We start from the raw sequence: 25,013 nt of genomic DNA on the forward strand, positions 1-25,013 counted from the left end.
TTAATATATGAAATTAGCTTTATCAACAATAGTAACATTATTGTGTCTTACTACTTCTTTTTCGCAAGATAAAAAAGATCTAAAATTTTCTAAAGGAGACAAGTTGTACAACGAGTATGCTTATTCTGAATTTATTAAGGTTTATGAAGGAGTAGCTCAAAAAGGTTATAGATCTATAGATCTTTTTGGTAAATTAGGAGATGCTTATTTTTTTAATTCAGATTATATTAAGGCAAATAAGTGGTATGGTGAATTGTTTAAGCTTGATGGAGCTAAAGATGCTGTTTATTGTTATCGTTATTCTCAAACATTGAAATCGGTTGGGGAGATTGAAAAATCTGTTCTTTTTCTCGAGCAATTTTTTCAGCTTAATGGTAATGATCTGCTCGCAAAGAAGTATCAAACTAATTGTAATTATCTTTCTGAAATAGAGGACTGTTCAGATCGTTATCTTATAGAAGATGCAGGGATAAACAGTCCGTTTTCTGATTATGGTGTTGCTACCTATAATGATAAGATTGTTTTTGCTTCTTCGCGTAAGCCGGAAAAAGGTAGTGTGAAGAAAGATTATTGGACTTCGGACTATTATACGTCACTTTATTCAGCTACTCTGTCTAAAGATGGTTCTTTAAGTGGGGTTCAGGCATTTGCTAAAGAAGTTCAGGGTGATTATCATGAATCAAGTCCTGTTTTTACCAGAGATGGGAAAACTATGTATTTTGCCAGAAGTGATGTTCAGAAACGAAAGGCCAGTGCTGTTTCGGCTATTGTATTGAAAATTTATAAAGCGACTCTTATTGATGGTCAATGGAAAGACGTAACGGCTTTACCATTTAACAATAATTTGTATAGTTGTACTCATCCCGCTTTAAGTCTTGACGAAAAAACATTATATTTTGTTTCTGATATGCCAGGAGGGTTTGGGGACAGTGATATTTATGAAGTAATTATTGATGATAGTAAGGCTGGTTATGGAACTCCTGTAAATTTAGGTGCTATTGTTAATACTTCGGGAAAAGAAACTTTTCCGTATATGAGTAATGAGGGAAGATTGTATTTTGCATCTAATGGGCATTTTGGTTTAGGAGGTTTGGATCTGTTTGTAACTGATGTCAGAACGGGTTTAGTTTTTTCTCAAGTCCAGAATCTCGGGAAGCCAATAAATAGTTCTTTTGATGATTTTAATTTTGTTAAAATTGATGATTCTCAATTTGGTTTTTTTACATCTAATCGTGAGGAGGGAAAGGGGAAAGATGATATTTATCGATTTACAGAGATTAAATCAGTCAAAACCGAAAAGGTTAATATGATTGTTTCTAAAGATGATTTAATTGTTGCTGAAAATGGTTTGAAAAATTTTGTTGTTGAAGTGGGCTATGATTTGGGTAAACATTTAAATTTAAAAAATTTTTTAGTTGGCCTGGAACAATACAAAATTACGAATGATATGGAGATTGAATTTCAAAAAATAATAGAGTTATTGAAAATTTACCCTCAAATGAAAATTCAAATTTCAGGACACACAGACAGTACTGGTCCTGCTGCTTACAATTTGAAATTATCGGATAAAAGGGCTAAAGCCGCAATGGATTATTTAATAGAGAATGGTGTGGATAGAAATAGGATTAGCGCAAAAGGTTATGGAGAAACCTTATTGATTAACCACTGCTCAGATGCGGTAAAATGTTCTAAGGCTGAACATCAAATAAACAGGCGTGTCGAGTTTATTGTTACAGAAAAATAAATCATATAGAATCAATGAAAGATGTGCGTGTTGAAAGATATTTTGTCTTTTTCAACACGCACACCTGTTTAGTTTTTCTATTAGGAGAGTGTTGTAGGGATAATTGATGACTAAAAAAAGTAAGATCGAGAAAAAGTATAAAGTAAAAGAGTGCTAAAACATGGCTTGACTATTAGAGCTAAACGATAGAAAGTATTTTTGATTTGTTTTTTTTAAACTTTAAAAAAAGGATGAAAATCTGAATTAGCAGTTTTGCTTTTAGTTAAGCTTAATTTTCTTTAACCTACTTTGTTAGCAGATCAAAGATTAGTATTATTTTAAAAATGCGCAATAGATGGTTGTTGATCATTCCGTTTTATTTTTATGAGATAATATTTAGTTATTATTTTTTTTTGTTAAGAATATTATTATAATAATTTGTTTATTTGTGAAATATTTGTGTATCTTTAAATATCTAAAAGTTACATTTATGAAGACAATCACACTTTCCTATAGCATAGATTCTGATTGGATTGAGCCTTTTGTAAATCAATGTGAAGGAACTGTTGAGGGTAATTTTATAAAACTACCAGAGAGTATTAGCACAGGAACTTATTATTTCATTGATTGTGGAGAAGATGCTTCCGCTTTGTATATTGATGTAAGCTACCATGCAGATTTGCATTTTATTCAAAAAAACACTAAGACTGATTTTATATGCCTTACTTATGATTTAACTGATGGCGAGGCTATTAAGAAGGACTATGATTCCATGTATAATATTGGTCGTTTTGGTTATAATATGTTTGTTATTGATAGTAGTTTGTCAATGGATTATTATGTGAAGGAAGGTAGTAGATCTTTTATTCTTTGCATTTTTATAAGAAAGAGTACTGTGAGTTTATTTGCCACGAAAAATGATGGTTTTTTTGAGCATATGGATAAAATAATGGATTCTACAAAAAACACTTTTATTAAGTTTGACAGAATGTCTAATGAAAGTTATCATTTTCTTAAAGATTTACGAAAATTAACAATAGGTGATGATATATTTGATTTGCAACTTAAAGGGACATCATATTTGCTTGTTTCTGATTTTATTAATCAAATGCTTAACGATACTATAGTTATAGAAAAGGTAGATGACCTGGATTTAGCATGTATTATTGAAACTCAACATTTTTTAGCGGACTATTCAGATGCAGGGTTTCCTGCTATAAGTTCTTTAGCAAGTATGGCTAATATGTCTGATACGAAATTTAAAAACTTATTTAAAAAAATTACAGGTACAACTCCAAATGCATTTTTTATGACCAATAAGCTTATAAGAGCTAAAGAGCTTATTGAAGAAAAGCAGTTATCAATAGCTGAAGTTTCCGATCGACTCCATTTCTCTAATTATTCCTATTTTACGTCGAAGTTTAAAGATTATTTTGGGCTAACGCCTAGGGATTTTATAAAAAAAATGTAATATGAATAATCAATTTTATTGTGTAACCCCAGAATGGCAAGAAAGTATAGCTAAATCTATAGGCGGCGAATTTGTAAAAAACAAAATAATTATTTTACCTGAATCATTTGGTTCAGGTCATACTTTTTTTATTCAAGTTATTCCGGGGATAGCTGTGTTCCTGATGGATTTTGTTTTAAAAGCATCATTTGAAATAAAGCGGATTGAAGATACTACTGAACGATATATTTTTCATTTTGACTTAAGTGATCAAGTGAATACCATAAGAATGGCTGGTATCGATTATGATGTTGGTTATACTATTAATTTAGGTTTAGCGGTATTAAACAATCAGGATGAGAGTTTCTTTAAGCCTGCTACGGGAGAGCGAACTTTTGCTTTGCGTATATTTGTCGATAAAAAAATAATGAATGATTTTATCGAACACCATCCTAAATCAGAATATGCTAAGCGAAAAATTACAGTTGCAAAAAATGAATTATTTTACTATAACTACATTGACAGTAATAGTATCGTAGAAATTTTATCCTTAAAAGACAAATCTGTACTTGATGATTTTTATGACCCTTTTATAAAAGGTATTTCATTAAAATTATTGAGTAATTTTTTAAATCGTGATGCAGATCCGGTTGATTGTAGTGTTGGAGAAGAAAACAACCCGGAAAGAGAAGCGATTGTTGTTACTCAAAAATACCTTCTTGATAATTTGCGGGATGAGTTCCCTTCAATTCCCTTTTTGTCCAAAATGGCGGGAATGTCTGGTTCGAAATTTAAAATGTTATTTAAAAAATATTTTTCAGATACTCCTAAAAACGTATTTATACAAGAAAAAATGAAGCTTGCCCATGAGCTTTTGCAAAGCGGTGATTTTTACACTTTGACAGAAGTAGTCTACGAATTGAATTATACTAAATTGGATTATTTTAGCTTAAAATATTTAGATTTATTTAAAAGGAAGCCTAAAGAGGATTTAGTAAAAAAGAAGAAATGCATAAAATAGCATATTGAGTTTAATTAAAGAGTGAATTATATTTGAGTAAAAGAGTTGTGCTTTATTTGCTTTGCCCGATAATGTTGAAAATCATGCTAATCAGTAATCACACCTTGTATAATTATATAGTAATGTTTTTAGTCTATGATAGATGTTCTTATGGGGCGTTTGAGAAGTAATATATTTTGTTTGTTTTTTTTACTTCAATCATTGCTTCTTTTTTTTCTTGGTCAGGAGAAATACAGTTTGGATATAATCCATTGTGGAAGATGTCTTTTTATTTTGAAAAAAGAGCACTATTGTTTTTGTTGTCTGCGACAATTTGATATTTGTATCTCCTAGTTTTGAATTTAATTGTTGTAAATACCCTGATATGGCATTGAAGAACAGAATTAGGTTTTTTAGATCATTATTCAGGTTTTTATGAAAGTTTATTTTCGTTCAATTGAATTTTAATATAAATTAATTAAATGTTCTTACATAAAAAAAATCTTTTTGTTTTATGCTTTCGATATTATTTGCTTCTTTTTTTGTTGCTCGGACGATGATAGCCATGACGATGTGTCTGTTACTGAGTATCTAATTAAGGTATAATGATTTCTGTTGAATGGAGATTTACTTATTTTTTGTACAGAATAGATAGAACAGATCAGTTTGTTGATTATGCTTTTGCTTTTGAGTCAGGTAATATTTTGAAAGCTACTAAGGGCACGGATATTCGTACTGTAATGTGGTCAATAACAAGAGATGGTATAGATGATAAAGATATTGATTTTAGTATTGGTTTCAATGCCTTCTGGTCTTTCAGAATTAAATGAGGACGGGGATATTGTTTCCTATACCGCTTCAAAAATAGAGCTTATTGATTTAAGTGATGATCATGGAGAAACGGATCACTTGGTTTTTAAAAAATTATAAAAGTAAAACACAACAATCTTTCTTGAGGATTGTTATGTTTTTATGAATATTCCAATGTGTAAGTAATAGCGAGTTGACTTGGTTATGCCAGTTATTGACAGAAGACAGGTTATTTCCTGAAAATCTAATTATTATATTTCCTGGACTGACATAGGTTTGTTTCAATCATTCAAAATTTTTTTAAGACAAGGAGAAGTAATTTTTTAAGCATAAATTTCATTATTAATTGCTTTAATTGTATAGCAATCATGGTGCGTTGGTCCTGATGTTGAACCATTGGTTTGAGTTTCTTTCAAATTGATAATTAATCATTGTGCTGTTGGTTTGATTTGAAGGTAAGTGAATAGGTTTGAATAACCCGGTATAAGAACTTCATCTTTTGGAAGGTCTGTAGCAGGCGGCCAGACACTGGACAATCATATATTTCAGTAAGAGTTCCTTTGTTGATTAGGTGTAACTAATTATTTTACCATCTGTATAGTGGAATAAGTACTACTAGAAACGTTCCTCTGTTATGGGGGCTATTAGTCACATTGTTATTCTTGCCAGCAATACGCTGAAATAAAACTGTTTGCAAGGTTCCATTTATTTTGATCTGTAAAACTTGTTTCTACTTCTTCAAATTTGGCTATATTTAATTTGGGATTTGTATTGGTTATCAATTTGCCCAATGATTGTAGATCGATTTTTAAACCAATTTCATTACTTCCTGAATTGTTTTTAATTAACTGCTTATTGTTTGCTCTCTTGAAAAATCGCTTGATTTTTCCAAAGGCATTGTTGTTAATTCATTTGCTTGGGAACTAATATTTGTTTATTGTAATATTTTGACTTCTTGATCTTCTTCATTGTTATTATTACAGCTTGATCGTAAGAACCGGACATAATTGGTAATATCTTAATAGTGCATTTTGTAAATTATTCTTCATCTTTATAACGTTTTTTATTATTTACAAATAGAAACAATAGAATAATTGAATGTAGAAAAACAGTACACATATATACCAACATATTGAATAATATTTTAGTATTTATATCAGGAATATTGAAATAGAATAATCCGTTAGCTTTTCTTTGGGAGTGAGCAGGCTTTGCTAAAAATTCTGAGCGCAATGTGGTGTATATTTCATTTAATTTTGACCCTTCGGAAAATTATTCAAAAGAGAAGTGTAATGAGATTGTAAAAATTAATAGGGGCAATATAAAAGATTTTAAAGGGAGTAATGTTTTATTTATCAGTGCTATAGTGCTCATTTTAATATATATAATCACAATGATATTTATTCCAAAGAGACAGAAAAAAATGACCTCCATTTACGGGCAATTAGAAAATCAGAACCTACCAGAAAGAAATTGAAAAAATATTTGGTCCTCTAAATAAGGGATGGCAGAAAAGCAAAAGAACAGTTTTTTTGCGACCAAGCGCAAGCTGTAGTGTAAAATAGGGAAAAGCAGAATGTAAAAAGGCTATTAATGGAGTTTTAAACAAGGTATTATATAATTCAACTCTTCCAAAATTCAATACAGTTTAAACCGATACGGTGTAATCTTTATAGAGATGGAGGAACTGAGGAATTCAGGAATTTTTAAAACACGGGCTTCTTTATAAAACTTTTGTACTCATATGATACCAAGAAGATGATCTTAAAGTTTTGAAAACAAACATAATAAATAGAATTCCACCTACACGTGTATATTCACGTGTAGATTTTCTTACATGTAATTTGCTGACCTCTTATCTTTGGAACCAAATCTAAATTTAAGTTTTGATAGAGAATTTAATCTTTCTAACTCAATTTTTTATATAAATTTTTGGATTCCAAATTTATGATATGAAGGAAATAACTAAGCGAATTGATAATTCAAATCGCAGGTTGTTTACGAAGTGTTAGGCTGTATTAAACTGAATTAAATTTTTAAATATGAAAAAAAATATACTTTTGCTTTTGTTGTATAGCAGCTGTTATTTGTCTGCCAGCAATAGGGTAAGTTTTACTGCGGTTGATTTTACGTCCACTTCTGCTAAAGCGCCTGATAGTATCTCCCTTACCGATACTTTAAAAAATACTCCTGATTGCTGGTGGTGGAAGATCAGCAGGGGAGCTGTAAAATTAACTTTAGCCGATCAATATCCGGGTTTTATATTGAGAGAACCGGAGCTGTATAGTAGTCTTACAGGTTTGAGCGCTTTTGGAAGCCACACAAAAACAGAAAAGAACGGCACTGGGGCAGCTACAGCTCCTGTGCCCCGTTTTTTTGTTTCTAAAAATGTTCCCATGACAGGTTGGACTTTAAAATATGCGGATAATCAGGCTAATGATGATTCTTCAGGAACTAAAGCTTTTGATGGCGATAGGCAGACCAGTTGGAACTCCGGTGGGGGATCTGATAATCCGTATCCGCATGAAATTCAGATTGATATGGGAAAAGAATACAGGTTGCAGGGTTTTAATTACATTCCCAAACAGAATATCGATGATCAAGGAAATGGCCTAATTAAGGATTATGAATTTTCCATAAGTTCTAATGGTTCAGATTGGAGAAGGCTAATAGTAGGTTCCTGGGACAAGACTCTAACGGATAAAAACAAAGGTGTGACACTCACGATTGGTGCCCGTTATATCCGCCTTAAGGCTTTAGCCGGGTTTGATGGCAATGATAATACTGCTGCTATAGCTGAATTAGAGGTGACAGGTGCGCAAGAAGATGTTAATGGTTTACGTCAGGTTTCTAAGGGAGAGATGGTTGTATTTCATGATACTTCAGAGAATACTCCTAGCTCGTGGTTGTGGGAAATCAGTAAGAATGGAGTTGTAAAATTCACCTCTGAGCAGCAAAATCCAAGGTTCACTTTTACCGAAGCCGGTTTGTACAATGTTGCCCTTACGGCGACCAATGCAGCGGGTAGTAATAAAATAGCTCGAGATTATATAATGGTGACGGCAACTGATTTTATAGCTTCTTCAACAGCAGTGAAAGCAGGAGATAATATAACTTTTACCGATACTTCGAGCAATACACCAATTTCCTGGTTGTGGAAAATCAGTAAGGACGGGGATGTAAAATTCACCTCTGAACAGCAAAACCCTAGTTTTGCATTCACAGAACCTGGAGTGTATAGTGTTGAATTAATGGTAACAAACGATACCGGAAATCATATCAAAAGAGTTAGCAATATGATTTCTGTAGATTTACCGGTCTCAAGCTTTACAGCTTCTTCAACAGCAGTGAAAACGGGAGAGAGTATAACTTTTACCGATACTTCTAGTAATGCACCAACTTCATGGTTCTGGATAGTCACACAGGGAAGCGTTACGAAATTTACTTCGGAACAGCAAAATCCAAGTTTTACCTTCACAGAACCAGGAGTATATAGTGTTGGTTTAAGAGTAAGTAACGGCGTCGGCTACCAGGTAAAAGACGTTGACGATATGATTACTGTAGGTTTTCCGGTCTCAAATTTTACAGTTTCTTCAACAGTTGTGAAAATGGGAGAGAGTGTAGCTTTTACTGATACTTCGAGTAATGTACCAACTTCATGGATGTGGAAAATCAAGCAGGGAGGAGTTGAGAAATTTACTTCTGAAGAGCAAAACCCTAGTTTTACTTTCACAGAACCGGGACTGTATAGTGTTGAACTAATGGTGAGAAACGATGTCGGAAATCATACCAAAAGAGTAAAAGATATGATTGGGGTAACAGCAGTACCGCTAGCCGATTTTACAGCTTCGGTGACCTCGATCAACACAACAGAGAGTGTAACTTTTACCGATACCTCAATTAACACGCCCGCCTCGTGGTCGTGGAAAATCAGTAAGGGAGGAGTTGAGAAATTTACCTCTGAGCAGCAAAACCCAAGTTTTACATTCACCGAAGCGGGACTCTACAGTGTTGCCCTTACGGTAGCAAACAGGGCAGGGAACCATACCAAGACAGTTTCCAATATGATTACTGTAGGTTTTCCGGTCTCGAATTTTACGGCTTCTTCGGCAGTGATTGGCACAGGGGATAGTGTAACTTTTACCGATACTTCGAGCAATACACCAACTTCATGGTTGTGGAGAATCAACAAGGGAGGAGTTGAGAAATTCACATCAGACAAGCAAAACCCTAGTTTTACCTTCACCGAAGCGGGACTCTACAGTGTTGCCCTTACGGTAACAAACGATGCCGGAAATCATAACAAAACAGTTAGCGATATGATTACTGTAGGTCTTCCGGTCTCAAATTTTACAGCTTCTTCTACAGTGATCAAAACGGGTGATAATGTAACTTTTACTGATACTTCGAGTAATACACCAACTTCGTGGTTGTGGAAAATTAACAAGGAAGGAGTTGAGAAATTCACTTCAACAGAGCAAAACCCTAGTTTTACCTTCACAGAACCGGGACTGTATAGTGTTGCCCTAATGGTGGCAAACGATGCCGGAAATCATACCAAATCAGTTAGCGATATGATTACTGTAGGTCTTCCGGTCTCAAATTTTACGGCTTCTTCAACAGCGGTGAAAACAGGAGGTACTGTAACTTTTAGCGATACTTCGGGTAATGCGCCAACTTCCTGGTTGTGGACAATCAGCAGGGAGGGGGTTGAGAAATTTAGTTCAATAGAGCAAAATCCAGGTTTTACCTTCACAGAACCGGGCATATACAGTGTTGCCCTTAGGGTGACAAACGATGCTGGGAACCATACCAAAACAGTTGTCGATATGATTACTGTAGGTTTTCCGGTCTCAAATTTCACGGCTTCTTCAACAGCGGTGAGAACAGCAGAGAGTGTAACTTTTACCGATACTTCGAGTAATGCGCCAACTTCCTGGTTGTGGAAAATAAGCCGTTCAGGTGTTGAGAAATTTACTTCAACAGAGCAAAACCCAAGTTTTACCTTCACAGAACCGGGCCTGTATAGTGTTGCCCTTACGGTGACAAACGATGCTGGGAACCATACCAAAACAGTTGCCGGTATGATTACGGTAACGCTTCCCTGTGCCATAGTATCGGGTGTAAGGGTACTAGATCCTATAGCGTCGTCTGTAAGGGTTATGTGGGATGCGGTTTTAGGTTCTTTGGGTTATGAGTATGTTTTAAATACTTCTTCGGAGAATCCGGTCTCTTCGGGTATGGCCACTGAGGATACTTCTTATAATGCTGTTTCTTTGAGAGCCGCTACAACCTATTATTTTCATATCAGAAACAAATGCAGCGCCGGGGTGAGCGAGTGGTCTACAATTTCATTTACAACCCCGGATGTGTTAAAGCTGGGTGGAGACAATTTTATCATTACCACCAAAGGGGAATCGTGTGATAATGAAAATAATGGTGAAATAGAAATAAAGGCGAAAGCCTCCTATCCCTATACAGCGGTTATCAATGGTGTTGCTTATGATTTCACGGCCAACAGCCTGAAAGTGGAGCGACTGGCTCCCGGAGCCTACAGCGTTTTAGTAAAAATCGGTGGAGCGTTTTTTGAGCAGAATTTCACTTTTGTAATTGACAAGGCGGTCACTATTTCGGCAAAATCACAGCTGGCCAAAGATAAGATAGAAGTGGAAATGGAACAGGGAAGTGCGCCTTTCTCTGTTTTGGTAAATGAGATAGAACAATTTGAGACCCGAGATTCGAATTTTTCGGTAGCGGTAAAAAAAGGGGATGTACTGAAGGTGAAATCTGCCAAATCCTGTGAAGGGATCTACACCAGGGATATTGAAGCATTACAAGATATGGTCTGGGCTTATCCCAACCCTACATCGGGAAGTTTTGAAATTGAACTTCCAACATCGGCAAAAGAAGTTTCAATAGCCCTGTACAATATAATAGGTCGTTTGATTTCAAACAGGGTTTATACTGTGGAGAATTCAAAGGTTAAATTAACACTGGAAGACCAGCCTTCGGGGACTTATTTTGCTAAAATAGGGCTGGATAAAGCTGTTGTTGTAAAAATTATAAAAAAATAGTTATGAAGAATCTTAGATATTTGATCCTTATTGTTGTCCTTGTGGCGGCTTGTTCTGACAAGGACAAAGAATCTCCTGAAGCGGAAAATAGGGCACCTGGGACTCCTGTATTGACAGTGCCTTCGGATTTAAAATTATGTCTTGACAATGGTGTAGTATTTAAGTGGGATGCAGCTGTTGATCCGGATAAGGATGTTGTGGTTTATCAAATTCAGGTAGCCCTGGATAATGCCTTTTCAAATATTGTCCAGACAAAAGAAGCAGGGCTTACCGATCAGATGCTTGTACTGGAAAAAAATGCTCATTATTACTGGAGGGTAAAAGCCACTGATAGTAAAGGACTCTCTGGTGGGTACTCCGCTATCAGAAGCTTTTATACGGCTGGTGATCCAAAGATAAATCATTTGCCTTTTGTCCCCGAACTATTACAGCCTATGGCAGGTCCTGTTCAAAATACAGCTGCTGTAACCCTTGAGTGGAGTGCTACGGATCCGGATCCCGGCGACACGCTTGTTTATGATGTGTATTTTGGCACTACAAATCCCCCAACAGAAAAAATAGCTACAGATAATACCATGCCAAGGATACCAGATGTTAGCGTGAAACCCAATACAGCGTATTTTTGGCAGGTTGTAGTGAAAGATAACCACGAAAGCCAGACTAAGGGACAGATATGGAGTTTTAAGACCAATTAAGCTACATCACTGTTTTTTGCTAACCGGGTTGTTTCTAAAGCAGCAATCAGGAATTTATGACAGGGCGTTTATCTCAAAAACACTTCCTATAGATTTTGCAACAGAACTCAAATTCTAAGCACGGTGCTGAATGTTCTTAATGAATTAAATATTTCTGTTGCAAAAAAAATATTTGATAGGTTGCGGCAATTTAAAAATTAAAAAGATATTATTTATTAGTGAGAGATGAATATATGAAACTATTTGTTTAAAACTTTAAAAAAATCAAAACTGCTGGTTAGTGTTAGATTGCTGCTCGTGAGTCAATATGCTTTTAAGCATAGGAAGGGCTTATCTGTTTTTATGATATTGCAATTTCTGACCCTCTTATATAATAATGAATAGAAAGCCTGCAGATCGACGCTTGCTAATAACTAGAACTAAAGAATTATGAAACACATAAATGGATTTCTTTTAATTGTTTTCTACATTTTAAATTAGAAACAGGTGTTCAGAATCATTAGATTTTACAAAGATGACTAAATCTATTATTTTAATGTCTTTATGTCTTTGAATAATTTAACTAACTTAGAGATATTTGCCAGCTACTTTATGAAGAAAGCTGATTACTTTCGTTTTTTGGATATTTTTTTATAACGCCTAACGTGTAGTGTCGTTAGGCGTTTTTTTATCCAGATCAAAAATAGTTAAATCAGTTTTAATAATTTAAATTAAAACGAAATGGAGAAAATTTTATTAGGATCAACATTAGCAATGTTTTTTATTCGCATGTGTATCAACTTTAAAATGTATAATATTATTTTTTTTAAAGTATTAACTCAAAAGAGCTATTGTTTGATGCAGACAATACAATATGGGGTTTCAATTTTTTTTAATAGCAATTTAGTATAAAAAAATATCAGATTCACGATCAAAAAAAGGAATAATTGTTCTATTGTAAATGAAGGAGAAGTGTAGAGAATACTCAACAAGAATGCTGAATTATTGATAAAAAATCTCAGTCATCTATAACAATACCTCCAAAATTTTCATAATAAAGAAGCTATGCTGTCAATTGATGATATTAATTATTCGAAACATTTTCATACGGACCAAGAAGTAGAAAACAACAAGTGACTGAGTTGATTTCTGGAGCTTTTCTCTCTTTGCTACGCAATTACCGGCTAAAAAAATGAAGAATTACTATCTCTTTAGGTGGTGAGAAATTAAATATGTCCCTTCGGGTTGAAGATGAAGGGAAAATAAATAATAGTATTTCGAATTGTAATTGGTGGAAATTCTACTAGTTAAAGACAAAAGAAACAAAAGTGTTTTTGAAAGCAACAATCATTATCATCTACAAAGCGCTTAGTACTTTTCAAGATAAAAATAACACTATGAAAAAAATAAAATTAACTATAGCATTCGCAATATTGGTAACACCAATAATAGCATTAATCGTATTATTGACAATGATCGGTTTTGATAATGAAAACTTATCAAAACAAACAACCACAGAAAGAGCATCTATTCGAATAAGTATAAAAAAAAGATAATGACTACTCCAGAAATAGAAGGGGCAATAATAATTGCACTAATTATAGCTATTCCGGTATTAACAATCATTTCGTATTGGGTATATCAGATTAATAAGGAAACATATCAAGAAATTAATATAAATGAGGAAAACCAATCAGATTTAGAAATTATAAAATTAAAAGATACCATTCTTTCCTTAGAAGAGTCCTTAAACGAAAAAACTATTCTTTTGGAATATTATCAAAATAAGTGCAAAAGCTCCGATAGTTCGGAGTATTTCCGTGTTTAATTAGTGGGACACTATCTTCTTTTGAGAATTGTCTTGTTAAGCATCTTTTTATGTTCTTGCCTTTATTCTTTTTTAACGTCTGAGAACTATTTTTCCGGGATTAAATTTCCGGGTGCTTTTTTCATAGGATAATCCCAAGTACTTCCGTGTTTTTATTTTTCATTTTTTTTTACTTGCTTTAAGTTTGGAAAACACTATGTTGCATGTCTTTGGTATTCGGTATTTTTGAAAAATTTTGTAAAATCAATAACTCCGGCTCTTTTAGCGAGAGAGATTAAGATTTGTTTTTCCTATTTTAAGTTTGTTTATTCAATATTCTTTTTTCTTTATTTGTCGTGTAAATAAGCCTGATTAAAACTGATAGATTTGCTATCTGGTTTATCCAATGGCCGTTCTTTAAATTATTCGGGTTTTGTTTTTTAGCATCCCAATTTTTCAGGTCAATATGTAATTGCTCTTGCATATTATATCTGCTTTTCTGCCGTCAATATGACAAGCGCAAATGTTGGCTGGATTTGAATTAGATCGCATAATATATTGGTATGTGGATGCTTACAAAATATTCTTTTTACCTGACATCTGCCTACAATTATTAATGTTTAATAAGGTCATACAAGTCGTAATACACTGCCAATGCAATGGCAGTAATGCCTTCAATAAATACCTTCGGATTTATTTTTAGCAATCTTAAAGCATGGCACATACTATGGTGTATTGAATGTGATAGAGCTGTATTGCATTTGAGCCAATAATATTTATAAAGATGTGCGTATAAATCCCTTTGATCTGCAAAGTTGTAAATAGGAATTTAGTGTTATAATTAATGAATCCGATAGTATGATATCCGGAAGCCTTCCAGCTTCCTTCACTTTTTTTGTCATTTGTTTATCTGCTTCAGAGATTGAGAGATTTCAAGAAGCAGGGGAGCTTTCGTTTTGCAGGTCAGTTCAATTTCCGATACGATCTGTCGGTTTTGATTTAAAGTTTCTATGATTTCTATATTTTATTAATCATGGAGCGGCTGACGGGGATCGGCTAGCAAGCGCAAAAAAAGCAGGATTTTTTTCTGCATTTATAGGGGGGTGCACATGCATGCAAGCAATATTCGAATTTTGTGATAAAATTGAATAAGATATTAAGAAAAAAAACAATTGTATCTTTTCAAAAAGAATTAGATAGTGTGTTTATCTCTTAATGGGTTAAATTTTCCATAGTCACATTTGAAACTAAAACCTGTGTGTATTGATCTGGTAGCTTTTAATTTCTAGTGTCTCTCACGTTGCGAAATTCGAACCTTTTATCAGGCGATTTTAAAGATTTTAAGACAGATATAATATTCTTGATGGGTATAAGTCATGGCCTTGAAATTATTCAATATTTTTTTGAGGTTAAATTAAAGAAATGTAGGTGTGGAGTTGTAGTAAAGATGCTGTATGCTTAATGTTCAACAGTATTTTTTGCATAAAACAAAAAAGTGGTATGGGTTATAATTGTTTATCGTGAATTGCTTTTTTTTTGGATTTGTATTTTTCGTTAATTTATTCATAATTTTTAATTCTTATATAATAATCAAAAGTAATGTCAATTCAGTTTTTTTTATTGTTTTAATTGAGAATTAATTCTTGCGAAGGGCCAAAGCCTGCAATGTTATGTTTTTCCTTTTGTTTGAATTTCTTTGTTTATTTTCAAAAAAAATAAACAAAGAAACACATGTTTTTGGTCTGTGTTTGCTATTGCACCTGCTTCTGATTTTGAAGTGCTTAAAAGAGATAAACAGTTTAAAGTGTAAAAAATGCTTTAAAGTTGATTTTTAGCAGATGGTTTTTGGAGAGAATAAATCTCTGTTATGGGTGAAGTTTGAAAAACAAAGCAAAAATTAAGAATCATTTTAATATGTTGTCTTACTTCGTTGTTTTTATATTTTTATATTATGTGGAGTGAATATCATACTTGTCCTAATTGTAATACAGGCATAAAAATTAAGCTTAGAAAATGGGCTGGTAAAACTATCTGTCCAAACTGTATGGGTAAGTTATATGTGTGGTATGACTTGATTGAATATAAAAATATTAAAATTGATTTGCATGAACTTCTAGAAAACGACAATAATGTTTTTGATAGCAGTTTTCTGGACTATTTTGAAAGCCAGTTGTAAATAATTCAGTGAATCAAAAAATATTTTGAAAAATAGTAAGTGATTAATAAAGATCGTTTTTTCTTCTTTAATGTCAGATGTGAATTGTCTCCTTATGTCAATTCTTTTAAATTTTATCAAAGATAATACTAATGTCACGACGATAAAAGCATCCGATTTTTACTTAAATTAATTTACTGTCTTAGAAGGTGCGGTATTTTATCGCGCTCGATTATGATTATATTTTAAAATGGATAATTAAATGATTTACAGTGTGTTTTTGGCTAAAAAGGAGAGAGGTGTTAAAAAAATTACTCTCTATTGTTTGAAAAATTGTCTTACAACTTCATGATTTCGAATCAGAATTGTTATTAAGCAATTGTATTTTTTTTATTTGAAATGAAATTTGACAAAATTTCAGAAAAAAAGACGGAGAATCTGAAGTTGAACCTATTTTGGAGAAAGTGACTTATTGTATTGTTTTAATGTCTTTTTTGAGTGACTTTAGTTTGTTTATTAGTATAGATTTGCGTCATTAGGATTCAAATAATGTTTGAAAAATATATTGATTTAAATATAGGGAGAGACTAATCAATTATGATGTTGTTGTGCTGGCGTCTTATTTGTTTCTGTTAGCAGTTTTGAAAGTTCAGGGTTACCACAATACTTTTTAAGCACATATACACGTTCTTAGAGTTAAATTTGTTTTTGGGAATTTAATTTGTTTTTGCCTTTAATATCTTTGTGGTATTTGATATTAAGGTGAATTTGAGACTTGTCTCAAGTGAAATATTATATGTTAATATGTCATTAAATGTTGAAAAAACTTTAGTGATTTATATCTAAAACTGTTGTCAGAAAGAGTCAATCTTAGCTCAATCATTTTTAAAAGAAGCCGTCTGATTTGAGATGGCTTCTTTATTTTTTTTAGTTTTGAGTTTAATTATTAATTTATGGACTGCATAAAGATATAAGTATTCTAAATTATTAACAAGCGACCAACTGCTTTGTTTTTGATGGTTTAATTCAATGTTAAAAACTGTGAAGCTAATTATATGAAATAAGAATCTAAGTACGTTACAAGATGTTAATTTAGATGACTGAGTCATAGATTGTTTTGAAACTTATTGCAAATAAAAAAATAAAATCAGGTATTATTAAAAAAAGGCAATCCTTGATTCTGCTTTTATGTCAGAAACAAGGATTTGATTATAATGGCGAAAAAGAATTTAATTTTCCTGAATAATTCCTGGTGGATTCCAGCTTCCAGAACCAACTGGTAAAATAGATGGTTTTCCAGTTTTTGGACAATAAAGGCGCATGACTAAATAAATAGCTCCATTTGGAGCAGGCAGCCAATTGTTTTGTTTATCTGTTCCCGGGTTATCTTTTTGAATGTATAATGTCAATGACCCGTCAGCATTTTTTTTCATATTTGTCAACATCGGTGAATTAATCAAATAGCGGTTGATTGAGTTCTTAATCAAAAACTGCGTTTTACCATCATACATAGTAACCGACCAGAAAGCATTTACAGGAGGAAGCTGGCCGGCCTTAAAAGTAAGGGTATAATTGTGCTTGCTTCCATCTAAAGTCTGTCCCTTGACATCCTCTCTTGTTATTGGATACATTGCTTCAAGAGCATCATTGCCGTAAATACCTCCTTTTGCAGCAGCAGCACGCTTAAGCCAGTCTCCCTTATAAAATTCTTCGCCTCCAAAAAAAGCACTGACATTCCAGCCATTAATCTTTTTGGTTCCATGAACCAAATATTTTGCAACTGCAGCATCACCATCCTTCATGGCTAATAAAATGGCTGCTTTGTGTTCTAAAGACAGATCCGAGAATTCGAATTTTTTATCAGGGCCAATACCTATAGTTGCAAGTTTGGCACGAATGTCCTTGTTTTCTGGAGTTATCGGAATTAAAGCCAAAGCTGCATCCAGATACTGATAAAAATTCGCTTTAATTCCAGCACTAGTGGCAGGAAGAAAATCAATTTTTGGTGCAGCTGCAGGTGCAGGTTGATTTAAAAAGTTAGACAATGGCTGTGACTTATAACCAGATTGTATCTTAACCACATTAGGCATATCCGCAGGATTGAAAAGTTGCGTACGGAAAATAGTTAGCGCAAAAGGAGTCGTGGATGTAAATTTTTTCTTGATACCCTTTGGGATTTTTCCTTTCCAATCTGGCCCGGTAACAAGATAATTCCCTGCCTCGATACCCGTGCTACGACTTCCAATATAACCATAGTTATAAGTATTCCCATCTATCAATTGTACCACATAATAGCGCTTTCTATCGACAGCAGGTACAGAAATTACTATGGGTTCAGTTCGTAAATCCAACCAGAGTATGGAATAAGGAGTATCACTGTTTGGAGATACTATGGCGGTATCCTCATATGTAGCAACATGGGCTGAGTTGCTGATTTCATTAAACGGTGCTTTAAACTGGCCTGAGTTTGTATTGACTGCATATTCGTGCATCACAGCATAATTCATGACTATGGGTAATCCATAAACAAAACCTTCCTGGGCAATCGCTTTGGTTTCAGCAATGCCTGGTACGGCAATGCCAACCAATTTATCGGCTTGTTTAGCCTTGTTAATGGCATCAGATTTTTTGCAGGATTGAAATACGGTAATCAATAATAATGCTATGATTGTAATGTGAAAAAATCGAAAATTTATTGTTCTCATTGTAAAATTGTTTTTGATAATTAAAGATTTTTGAAAACTAATCTAGTTCAAATTTTACTTATTTTATTCAAATTTAATTAGTTGTTCTTGGTTTAATTGTTTATTGGTTAATTATTTATGTTTTTTTGGTAAATACCTAAATGGCTCAACTAATGCTTTACGAATTTCATTGTATACTTTAATTTTGATTATTTGATGATGATTCGTCATTTTCTCAACTAATTATAAAAAAAACGATACGAGGTTATAATCCTTATTGAAATTCTACTTAATTTTTGTTTCATACTTATATAATTTAATTTATTACAAGAAATAAGGCTGGCTAAATATTTTTAAATAGAAAAACTTAACTATATAAAAAGATGCCCATTGCTGGGCACCTCTTAACCAAATCGAATCTATACCCAATAGAATTCAAAAATGACCTACTTTTCAAAAGTAATCGTAAAAGAACACGATTTAAGGAAAAATACTACACATGTATACGCGTGTAGATGAATTTAGTATAACTTGTTTATTTATAAGGGCTTGAGAATTGCATATGTATATTTGTGAAAAAAAAATCTTGTAAATCTACCTTTAGAAAGTTTTAATTAATTTTATACTTTACTTTTTTGTAAAAAATGGGTCTAATTTAAGTAGATGAAAAGTTTTTTTATCGCAAATTATAATTGTGTAGTGAATTGAAGCTTTTTTAAAATTGGAATTTATAAGAACTTTTCCACTATGATTATCAAGAAGCATTAAGTTTATAATAAAGTTTTTTATCAATAAAGTAAATTTTTAGTATTGAGAATGTTATTCAAATTCCCATATTATAGGGTAAAATGGGTTTTCCGCTCTACACAAACGGCTTGGATCTCTCAGATATTAAAATTTAAAATTGCGATTTAGAAAATGAATTAAATTGATATGAGAGCCAAAAAAAATAAAATCTGTAATTGAATATTGCTCGCAAATCAATTACAGAAATAAATAACCTAATATATAATGATAATGTCTTTGATTGATATTGTAACTCAAAAGTTTAGCGTTCAATTAAATGTTTTTGTATAAAACGTAAGCCTCCTAGTTTGGTTTTTTATATGTTTTTTGGATTCATGAGATCTGAAGATGCATATGATATGATGAAGAATTGGATTTTTGGAAATATTTATAGGCGAAGTGGCAGAATTACTGTATTTTCATCCTTCGTATGTTAACGCGTAATGAGAAAAATAAACATGTTTATTTACATTTAATTTTTTATTTAAATTGGCTGGGAGGTGTTTTCATTTGTCAAAGATGCAAAGTAATGAAACTGTTTTTTAATATACGCCAACTGTTTTCCTGAATGATATTTCTTGCCAAATGCGAATTAATTTTAATTAGTTAAAGAGAAAATAAAATACTTTTTAAAGCATGACAATTACTAAAATAAAAAAGTGCCCATCGCTGGACACTTTTCCCAAAAATAACAAAAAACCCAAACCTATGAAATCAAATTACAAAACTTTTTCGTGTAATTAAAAAAGCAATATATTTATTTCAAAAGTAATTCTAAAGTAATATAATGTAAGAAAAAACGCTACACAGTTATACCTGTGTATTTAAATTATTATTTAACTTATTGTTTGTGAGTTGTTTGGATGATTGTTTTGTGAGCTAATGCGTATTGAAAAATAAAAATTAATTGACAAATAATGCCTTATTGATTTAGGATCCTTTTTTATCTAAAGTATTGCCCTTTATTTAGCTTCGAAATGCACTTGGCTTTCATAGTCTAAAATGAAGTTCGGGAGACCGAAGTTTTCAAGTTTGAAAAATATAGATCATAAAAAGGCTTTTGATCCAAAAATAAATTTGTTATGGAATTAAGAACGTACTACAGTTATCAAATTATAATGCTTTCTGATGGAAATCCTTCAACACTTTAAACGTAAATGGTAATTCCAACCACTCTTAATTACTATTTCAACCTTTAAAGTTGAATTTTATTTAATAAAAATTGATTAGCAATATTTAAGAATAAAAAACATCAAAATACCATTATTAATAAGTTTAGATTTTATAATATATCCATCTAATTTCAAAATTAAATTGTGTTATTTTAATTTTGTTTTAATATTGGAAAATATTGTTGTCTGTTTTCAAACATCATCCAAATTAGAATAGTACTTAAAATTAATGCAATTGGTAAATCGCTTGATTCTTGAAAGATATTAGTGAGCAGTATACCACAACCATTACTTATAAGAGAATCAACGCGCCTAAAGTCCTTGTTTTTGGTATAATAATCAATAGCCCCATTAAGTTCTGCAATGTCTACAAGTGGTATTAACCAGCCAATTTCCATAAAAGAGCCAAAAGCTTTGAGTATTTTTTCAGGCATTTCTTTTGACAATGGCATATAGTGAAAGAATTTATCAAGTCCGGCATTAATAAACAATATGTCGAATAATACTGGCTTACAAAGCAGTAATCTAGTTTTTAATTGATTTTTTCATTTTGTAATTGTTTAGTTTAATTAAGTACTTAATAGTTAAACGTATCAATAGGGTTTAGAAAAAAATCCTATAAAGTTATTTCTAGTTGATAACTAATATTTTGAATTTCAAAAGTTGTATTCAATTAATATTCACTCTATTGTTATTGGGCAATGCAAACCCTCATTTTCTCTTAAGTAAATTTTTTTAGCATATCACATTTTATTTTGTAATAATACAAAAATGTAATAATGAAAAATCAAAATATATTCTTACCAAATTATTGAAAATTCAGGCGGATGCCGCAAAAAAAAGAAGAAATGATTTCTTATCTGATGATTTGATATTGGAAATTGTTACTGGCTTAAAAAAAGAAGAAATAGAATTTTCATAGCAAATTAATCTTCATTTCACTTTATTAGAAAATCTATATTCACCCTCTGTATCAAACAATTTTAAATTTTGGGAGTTTGTCTCTTTTAAAGATACTAATAGGTAATATCAATTTAGGTTTTTTACTAATGGTTTAGATCTTCTTATAACACATTTTTGTTTTAAGGGTTTCCTTTTCTACTCACAGGTCTTAGTTGGATAAACTAATATGTGTATGTTTAAAGAAATGTAGCTTTAAAGAAATAGCTGTTATTTTGTTAATATGTCCAAAATTCTGGTCTAAAGTTTATAATTTATATTGCCAAAAAAGATGCCCTTTCGGGCATCTTAAGTTCAAAAAAAACGTAAAGAATTTGAATGTTCCCACTTCAAAATTTCACTTACTCTAAATATTGACATAAATAAAATTAAACAATAAATGATATGGTTTACGGAAAAGCGCTACTCAGGTATACACATATATATATTAAAATATGAATGGAGGTGAAAAATAGATCTTATTTTCTTTATCGGTTTTCATTGTTCCGGAATTTTTTCAATCCTTTAAAGCTAGAATAATCTAATTTATTAGCGAATCATTCAATTAAGCGGCTTGTCTTTAGTAATTATTTTTCTGCATAAAAATTCAATACTACAATTGTAAGCCACTGGCAATCTGTAAGTGCATATCAAAATTGACTATTTTGATTATTTGAAAGTATATAATTCAAAAATTAAAAGTTTCAAAAGCGCAAATTTAAAGTATCTTTTTTAAATAATATATCTACGATTTCAAGCATTTTAAATAAAAAGCTTTTAATGCGGGGCGAATACTGTAATGAAAAAGGTGCCCATTGCCGGACACCTTTTCCCCCAAATTATTAAAAACCCATTTGATTTACCTATAAAATCAAATTACTATACTACTTTTAGATCAAGAAAAGTAATATACTTATTCCAAAAGTAACACCTAAATATGAAAATGTAAGAAAAAACACTACGCAGTTATACTTGTGTAAGTGGAATATTATTTAACGTATTGTTTGTTAGGTGTTTATTTGTATGTGTTTGTAATGTAATGAGTAGTGGAAACAACGATTAATCTGTGAATAATGCATAATTGATTTGTCAGTTCGTTTTTTATCTGAGGTAATTCTGCCATATTTTGCTCATTGACACATTTGGTCTGATTAATACGTAAAATTAAGTTAGGTGAAATTGAGTTTTCCAGCCTGCAAAGCATATACAAAAAGGCTTTCATTACATGTATTTTTCTATGATATTTTTTTGGACTGCAATAATTTGAATATTTAAAAGATAATCTTGAATTTCCATAAAAAAATTAACTTGATGGATTGCCATGATGTATTTTATATTAGGTAACCAATTCGTATTAGTAAATTTGCTGCCGGATCCCATTTGTCATAATCAAAACAGTATCGCTGTAGTTGTTGCATTACTTATTTTTTCTCTTATAATGTGTAGTGAAAGATAATAATTAATTGACCAAGACTTCTTAATTATTCACTATTCCGTTTTTATTAGTGTTAATTCTCTTCTCATTTAGATCCGCGATACCTCTGGTTGGGCATGATCCAAATTAAAGTTATTGAAAAACCCGGTACTCAAAACTAAAAAGAGGAGCCCTTAAATGTTGTTTCATTTCGGGATTATTTTCCTGTCGATATAGAATATTTCCTGGAAAGATAGTCCACACATGGGCAAATTTTCTAAATTAACTTTCTCTGGAGTATGTCAACTGGGGAAAATTTATTATAAATATTTGCTAAAATTAAGTAACCTATTGGAAATTATTTCTTTAAAAAACCAATTGTGAGGATTTATCGCAGTGCTTTTTTTGATGAGTATGTGATTAAAAAAATGCGTGTGTATAACGACGTAGTGTTTTACTTTAGATCTTATATTTCTTTAATTAATTTTGAAATGATTAAATGCCGAATTTAATTAATGTGATTTTTTTTAAAGGTTCTCCTTCGAGTATCTTTTTTCAGACTATTATCGTAATTTAGAACTTATGAAAACATTAGATTTTATTTATCAGGATATAGATTCATTTTTCTTATAGAAAACAATATGAATATTAAAGTTAATGCTACAGAAATAGGAAAGATTTTTAATAAGTTTGTCCGTGATTTTGTTATTTTAAAATGTACAAAAAAAATTATTAATGCGTATCTTGAAAATGAAACGCAGATTTAAATGGCTATTCTCCAGTATTTAAAAAGAGGATATTTTGTTTTTCAAAGCCTAAACAAGATATCTATATGAATGGCTTGGCTTACTTGCTTTAAAATTTGCTACATGGCTTGATACCAAGTTTAAAGTATGGATACATAATACCATTGAAAACTTAAAACTTTCACATTACGAATGTTCTCCCGATATCGTTAAACTCACAACAGGAAGAACAGATTTATTTAGTCAAATTAATGATCCAGTTAAAAAAGATAAGAAGTAAATTTGATTTTTTAATATAAAATGGGATCCCTGCTTTTTATCTCAGACTAAAAATTTTGTACTTTGTATTTACTGTAAAGAATTATCTTTTACCCTATAGTTTTTTTATAACTTGATATTGTTAAATTTTCATAGTCTTATGTACTATAAAAACACTGAAATGGTTTTTAGAAAAATTTAATGAGGATGGTAAGTGTTTATATATCATTAACGCACACCAAAAGAAACTTGCATATCTGTATGGGGGAGTAAGAGGGTAATGATAGCCTGTGTCTAATGAACCCAATATTTATTTTGAAAGATCACTCGCCTGCTCACAGCTTATGGCTGGATCGTATAGCTGATGACCAAGAGCCTTCAACACAGACAAATACTTACTTAATGTCATATCAAGGAGTATTAATTCCATCTATGTGTAAGATCCTAATCAACGAGCACAAAGATGTGATCTTAATGATAGCCCTTGAGCGAACCAGCGCCAAATAAGCAGAGGCTGATAATTTTTTTCCAGCAACATGCGGCAGATCTAACTGATATCTTCAGTATGTCTATCTTAACCATTTCCAATGGGTTGCTCTCTTGTGTGAGATCTGGATTCAAAATATATAATTATAAATATCTTTTTCCTATTTAAAAATGCTGAATTTTGATAAAAGGAATTTAAATTATAACTATCTTTCGAATCCCAAAAACCTAATCTTTTTCACCTATTTAATTTTTTAAATATTAAATAAGATGAAATTATTGTTGTGCTTTTTAAAAGCAATTACTTCCTATTGGTTGATATACTTTAATGTATCTTTTAAAGATATATTACAAATGGTATTCTTTGTAATTTGTTTTATAATTGGAGTATATATCATTTTTTCAGGAGATAACAGAGAAGAATAACTTTGTTTATTCTAGTAATCCTCAATGATGTTTTAAAAGTTCCAGGTCGATTTCACCCCAAAGTCAAATCCTTCTTTTTTAACTTTTGCACTTTCATATGTTTTTATTTTCCAGAAATAGAAGCGTGAAATTTTATAGGAATGCGCGTAATTTGAGTATTAATAATTAAACGTTTTCAATACTGGAAGAGGATGTAAAAACGACAATTATTTCAAAATAAGGCAAGATTAGATTGGAATATTGTGGTTAATTTGATCGTTTTTTTCATCTTTTATAACCTTTCTTATTGTAAAAAAAACTCCAATTAAAATAGGAATGTTTTTCATGCCTTTCTTAAATGGAGAGTTTTTGGGTTATAATTTAAACTATAGAAGATGGGATTTAATTGGTCTTAAAACTCCATATCTGT

11 protein-coding genes are annotated in these 25,013 nt (G+C 31.7%); 8 read left to right on the top strand and 3 right to left on the bottom strand.

What is annotated here, in order from left to right:
- The first annotated feature begins 7 nt into the window (after window positions 1-7).
- The 8 genes from AC6CH4_RS24570 to AC6CH4_RS24605 all read left to right on the top strand — a co-directional run bounded on the left by AC6CH4_RS24570 (window position 8) and on the right by AC6CH4_RS24605 (window position 13,559).
- A complete protein-coding gene (locus tag AC6CH4_RS24570) occupies window positions 8-1,744 on the top strand; it encodes an OmpA family protein (protein ID WP_498107717.1) in 1,737 nt (578 codons plus the stop codon).
- A 469-nt stretch (window positions 1,745-2,213) separates the two neighbouring features.
- On the top strand, window positions 2,214-3,194 hold the full coding sequence (locus AC6CH4_RS24575; protein ID WP_498107719.1) for a helix-turn-helix domain-containing protein: 981 nt from the start codon (window positions 2,214-2,216) through the stop codon (window positions 3,192-3,194).
- Window position 3,195: 1 nt separating this feature from the next.
- Window positions 3,196-4,194, top strand: a complete 999-nt coding sequence (locus tag AC6CH4_RS24580) for a helix-turn-helix domain-containing protein (RefSeq protein WP_498107721.1) — start codon at window positions 3,196-3,198, stop codon at window positions 4,192-4,194.
- Between the two features lie 747 nt (window positions 4,195-4,941).
- Window positions 4,942-5,103, top strand: a complete 162-nt coding sequence (locus tag AC6CH4_RS24585; protein WP_498107723.1) for a hypothetical protein — start codon at window positions 4,942-4,944, stop codon at window positions 5,101-5,103.
- Between the two features lie 1,922 nt (window positions 5,104-7,025).
- Window positions 7,026-11,057: a PKD domain-containing protein gene (locus AC6CH4_RS24590; RefSeq protein ID WP_498107725.1), complete on the top strand. Its 4,032-nt coding sequence runs from the start codon at window positions 7,026-7,028 to the stop codon at window positions 11,055-11,057.
- A 2-nt stretch (window positions 11,058-11,059) separates the two neighbouring features.
- Entirely contained in the window at window positions 11,060-11,752 is a 693-nt protein-coding gene (locus tag AC6CH4_RS24595) for a hypothetical protein (RefSeq protein WP_498107727.1), read from the top strand.
- Window positions 11,753-13,128: 1,376 nt separating this feature from the next.
- Window positions 13,129-13,287, top strand: a complete 159-nt coding sequence (locus tag AC6CH4_RS24600) for a hypothetical protein (protein ID WP_498107729.1) — start codon at window positions 13,129-13,131, stop codon at window positions 13,285-13,287.
- Window positions 13,287-13,559, top strand: a complete 273-nt coding sequence (locus AC6CH4_RS24605; protein WP_498107731.1) for a hypothetical protein — start codon at window positions 13,287-13,289, stop codon at window positions 13,557-13,559. The genes AC6CH4_RS24600 and AC6CH4_RS24605 overlap by 1 nt, the downstream gene beginning before the upstream one ends.
- A 755-nt stretch (window positions 13,560-14,314) precedes the next feature.
- On the opposite strand, the gene AC6CH4_RS24610 is transcribed toward AC6CH4_RS24605, so the two are convergent.
- The 3 genes from AC6CH4_RS24610 to AC6CH4_RS24620 all read right to left on the bottom strand — a co-directional run bounded on the left by AC6CH4_RS24610 (window position 14,315) and on the right by AC6CH4_RS24620 (window position 20,769).
- Window positions 14,315-14,440: a hypothetical protein gene (locus AC6CH4_RS24610; RefSeq protein ID WP_498107733.1), complete on the bottom strand. Its 126-nt coding sequence runs from the start codon at window positions 14,438-14,440 to the stop codon at window positions 14,315-14,317.
- Between the two features lie 2,482 nt (window positions 14,441-16,922).
- Complete coding sequence (locus tag AC6CH4_RS24615; RefSeq protein ID WP_498107735.1) at window positions 16,923-18,398, bottom strand: DUF1254 domain-containing protein; 1,476 nt, start codon at window positions 18,396-18,398, stop codon at window positions 16,923-16,925.
- 2,089 nt (window positions 18,399-20,487) lie between these two features.
- Entirely contained in the window at window positions 20,488-20,769 is a 282-nt protein-coding gene (locus AC6CH4_RS24620) for a DoxX family protein (RefSeq protein ID WP_498107737.1), read from the bottom strand.
- Window positions 20,770-25,013: the final 4,244 nt, after the last annotated feature.

This window comes from Flavobacterium sp. GQ95, from assembly GCF_059758655.1.

What these genes read in the sequence shown, in the direction of transcription:
- AC6CH4_RS24580 (WP_498107721.1), top strand. Translation starts at nt 3,196, where the DNA reads ATGAATAATCAATTTTATTGTGTAACCCCAGAATGGCAAGAAAGTATA.
- AC6CH4_RS24605 (WP_498107731.1), top strand. Translation starts at nt 13,287, where the DNA reads ATGACTACTCCAGAAATAGAAGGGGCAATAATAATTGCACTAATTATA.
- AC6CH4_RS24620 (WP_498107737.1), bottom strand. Translation starts at nt 20,769, where the DNA reads ATGCCTGAAAAAATACTCAAAGCTTTTGGCTCTTTTATGGAAATTGGC.
- AC6CH4_RS24570 (WP_498107717.1), top strand. Translation starts at nt 8, where the DNA reads ATGAAATTAGCTTTATCAACAATAGTAACATTATTGTGTCTTACTACT.
- AC6CH4_RS24600 (WP_498107729.1), top strand. Translation starts at nt 13,129, where the DNA reads ATGAAAAAAATAAAATTAACTATAGCATTCGCAATATTGGTAACACCA.
- AC6CH4_RS24595 (WP_498107727.1), top strand. Translation starts at nt 11,060, where the DNA reads ATGAAGAATCTTAGATATTTGATCCTTATTGTTGTCCTTGTGGCGGCT.
- AC6CH4_RS24610 (WP_498107733.1), bottom strand. Translation starts at nt 14,440, where the DNA reads ATGACAAAAAAAGTGAAGGAAGCTGGAAGGCTTCCGGATATCATACTA.
- AC6CH4_RS24575 (WP_498107719.1), top strand. Translation starts at nt 2,214, where the DNA reads ATGAAGACAATCACACTTTCCTATAGCATAGATTCTGATTGGATTGAG.
- AC6CH4_RS24585 (WP_498107723.1), top strand. Translation starts at nt 4,942, where the DNA reads ATGATAAAGATATTGATTTTAGTATTGGTTTCAATGCCTTCTGGTCTT.
- AC6CH4_RS24590 (WP_498107725.1), top strand. Translation starts at nt 7,026, where the DNA reads ATGAAAAAAAATATACTTTTGCTTTTGTTGTATAGCAGCTGTTATTTG.
- AC6CH4_RS24615 (WP_498107735.1), bottom strand. Translation starts at nt 18,398, where the DNA reads ATGAGAACAATAAATTTTCGATTTTTTCACATTACAATCATAGCATTA.